This is a genomic window from Candidatus Synechococcus spongiarum SH4, from assembly GCF_000586015.1.
GTDB classification, from domain to species: domain Bacteria; phylum Cyanobacteriota; class Cyanobacteriia; order PCC-6307; family Cyanobiaceae; genus Synechococcus_B; species Synechococcus_B spongiarum_F.
On record NZ_JENA01000239.1, the window covers coordinates 1 to 2,438 of the forward strand.

Annotated in this window: 3 protein-coding genes and 1 pseudogene; 2 read left to right on the plus strand and 2 right to left on the minus strand. The window is 64.1% G+C overall.

Annotation, left to right across the window (positions count from 1 at the left end; all coding sequences use genetic code 11):
* Both BG35_RS0109090 and ndhN read right to left on the minus strand, forming a co-directional pair.
* A pseudogene (locus BG35_RS0109090) lies at positions 1–575 on the minus strand (Light dependent period protein LdpA domain-containing protein); the annotation flags it as partial.
* Positions 576–579: 4 nt separating this feature from the next.
* Complete coding sequence (ndhN, locus tag BG35_RS0109095; protein WP_025782570.1) at positions 580–1,041, minus strand: NAD(P)H-quinone oxidoreductase subunit N; 462 nt, start codon at positions 1,039–1,041, stop codon at positions 580–582.
* Positions 1,042–1,285: 244 nt separating this feature from the next.
* On the opposite strand from ndhN, the gene BG35_RS12870 reads away from it, so the two are divergent.
* Together BG35_RS12870 and BG35_RS0109100 are read left to right on the plus strand one after the other, a co-directional pair.
* Positions 1,286–1,648, plus strand: coding sequence for a S8 family serine peptidase (locus BG35_RS12870; RefSeq protein WP_161632595.1), 363 nt, complete (start codon positions 1,286–1,288; stop codon positions 1,646–1,648).
* A 379-nt stretch (positions 1,649–2,027) separates the two neighbouring features.
* Positions 2,028–2,261 (plus strand): ferredoxin family protein, encoded by a 234-nt coding sequence (locus tag BG35_RS0109100; RefSeq protein ID WP_025782571.1) that lies wholly within the window; start codon positions 2,028–2,030, stop codon positions 2,259–2,261.
* The last annotated feature ends 177 nt before the right edge of the window (positions 2,262–2,438 follow it).

Below are 2,438 nucleotides of genomic sequence, written 5' to 3' on the forward strand. Positions count from 1 at the left end.
AGCAGCCGCAACCGGGGCAAGAGCGGTTGCAGCAAAGTCAGGAGTTGGGTGAACGGGGCGCCGGCGCCGGGGCGGGTGTGAATTTCCAGGGCGTCCGGTTGGCACGTTTCCAGGATCTCCAGAAGCCGGGAGCGCTCCAAACGCCAGGGCTGCTCCTCAATCAGGCCCAGGGGACACACCGCCAGGCAACGGCCACAGCCATAACAGCGGTCCATGGCCACACCCGCCGTTGAAATGGCCGCCACGGGGCAGGTGGCCTCACAGGGGCGGGGGCAATCCCCAGGGCAACGGCAGGGGTCAAAATGGGCTTTGCGGAAATGGGGATCCGTGTCGTCGTTGAGGCTCACCATGAGCCATGGGGGTGGCTGCCCCGGATGGAGGGCCGCGGCAATGCCCTGGCGGGCGGCGGCCACCACCGCCGGATCCGGCGCCACGTCAATGCAATGGATGCCGGCGCGGGTGTACACCCAGGCCAGATCCGTAATGGCGCCCAGGTCCTGATTGCTGGCGCCGCAGATCAATTTGCGCCAACAACCATGGCGCAGAGCCTCTTCAGGGGCAGCACGGCCCACCACGGGTTCAGGCAGCCAACGCCTCAGCCAGGGGCTGCCAGCGCAGCGTCCGGCTCCCCCCCATCTCGCAGACAACGCGCAGGCCGGGGTAGCGCCGGGGTAGTTCCACGAAGGTGTCCAGTTCCGCCCGGCTGAGTACCTGGGCCTCCAGGAGCCACAGCAACACCGGTTTGTCCGTTTGAAGTTGGGGCATAAGCTGGGGCAGGGCCATGGATACGGCGCCCACGGCAGCCGTGCCGCCAATGCTCTGGCGCCCCAGGTGGGGTGGACGAACCCCATGGAGGCCCAGGAGAAACGTCTCCGGATCCCCCAGGCCCCGGGCCGAGCACAGTTGGGCGGCATAGCCTGCTGCCCGGAGGCGGCGCAGCAGACGGGTCTCGAAACCCCCCTCCGGCGGGGCCGTGACCGCCATGGCGCCATGGCGCTCCAGATCCTTGCGAAAGCGGCGGATGCCTAGTAGCAGTGGCATGGGCGCTGTGGGGGTGTTGTCCTTCCACTTTGGCAAAGCGTGGTCCTATGGCGAGGATAGGTGGGGTATGAGAGGGGAGGTGTCTAGGATTGTAAAGTCCTGCGCTCTCCATGCCGTGCTTTCTAGCCCCCCGCCCAGGTCTTGGATTTCAAGAACGTCTCAATAACCACCAAAGAGACCCGCTCCATCTGTTCTGTTTATCGTGACCTCCTGGTATTGCCCCTTATTCTGCTAGCGGCCTGTGGTGGCGGTGGCGGTGTATGTACTCCATCAGGATCCTGATATTTTGAATCTGTCCTTTGGGTACAGCGGCGGCATTGAGAACTACAGCGGGCAAGAGCTGCGCAGCAGTTACAGCAGGACCATTGCGGCCCTTGCTCAGGCGGACAGGCAAGAGAAGACAATACTTGTCTGGGCAACAGGCAATGCCGGTGACGAAGTTAATGCCAACTCCTCATCACCTGAGATTTATCCTGGACTTGCTGCTCGTGCAGAAGAGCTTCAAGGCCATTCCATAGCGGTTGTTAGCACTAGAGCTGTTCCGCCACCAGCTTTCGATGCCCTTAAGCCCCAGCGGCCGCCAACTGGACGTGACGGCAGCCCTTGAAGTCCCTGTTGCAGCCGGTGAAGTCTCCATGGGAGTGACGGCAGGGACCGAACCCGGTAACGTAAGGGGGCCGCTCCGGTTGTATCCCTGTTCACCGGCCATGAAGACCGATGGTAAGAGGCCGCCAATCAGGGCCGCCCCCTGAAAACCCTGACCGCCACACCCAGCCGATGTTCACCCCGCAACGCAACCCCCGTCATTCGGGGCCGGGCTGCACAGTACAGCCGGGGAGCGGCAACCTCCGTAGCCACACCGTGGGCGCCAGTGCCGACACCCCACGGTCACAACTGGCCACGTAGCCGGGGAGGGAGCTACGCCAGAGGGCCTCGTCTTCACCCTAGGATCAGGGTTCTTCCCCCGGCATCCCCTCCTCGCGCCAATGCCCCACACCATTCTCACGGATCGCTGTGAAGGGGTGGCGGTTTGCGTTGACGCCTGCCCGGTCGCCTGCATTCACCCTGGGGAAGGGAAAAACGCCAAAGGCTCCAGCTTCTACTGGATTGCCTTCGACGTCTGCATTGACTGCGGCATCTGCCAGCAGGTGTGCCCGGTGGATGGCGCCATTGTGCCGGAGGAACGGCCCCGGTTGCAGCGCCAACGGGGCATGGTGTGAGCCTGCCCGAGCAGAAGCGCCCAAGCCTGACAACACCGCCCGGTACGGAGCAGCGCTGCTGGTCAAATCGCTGGTTCCACCTGCCTTTACGGTGGTCAAACCACTGGTCCGGCTTGTTCCGCCGGTGGCGCCCCTTGTCCCGGGGCGTACGGCATTCCCCACCTGGACAGACTGGGG

What these genes read in the sequence shown, in the direction of transcription:
- ndhN (WP_025782570.1), bottom strand. Translation starts at nt 1,041, where the DNA reads ATGCCACTGCTACTAGGCATCCGCCGCTTTCGCAAGGATCTGGAGCGC.
- BG35_RS0109100 (WP_025782571.1), top strand. Translation starts at nt 2,028, where the DNA reads ATGCCCCACACCATTCTCACGGATCGCTGTGAAGGGGTGGCGGTTTGC.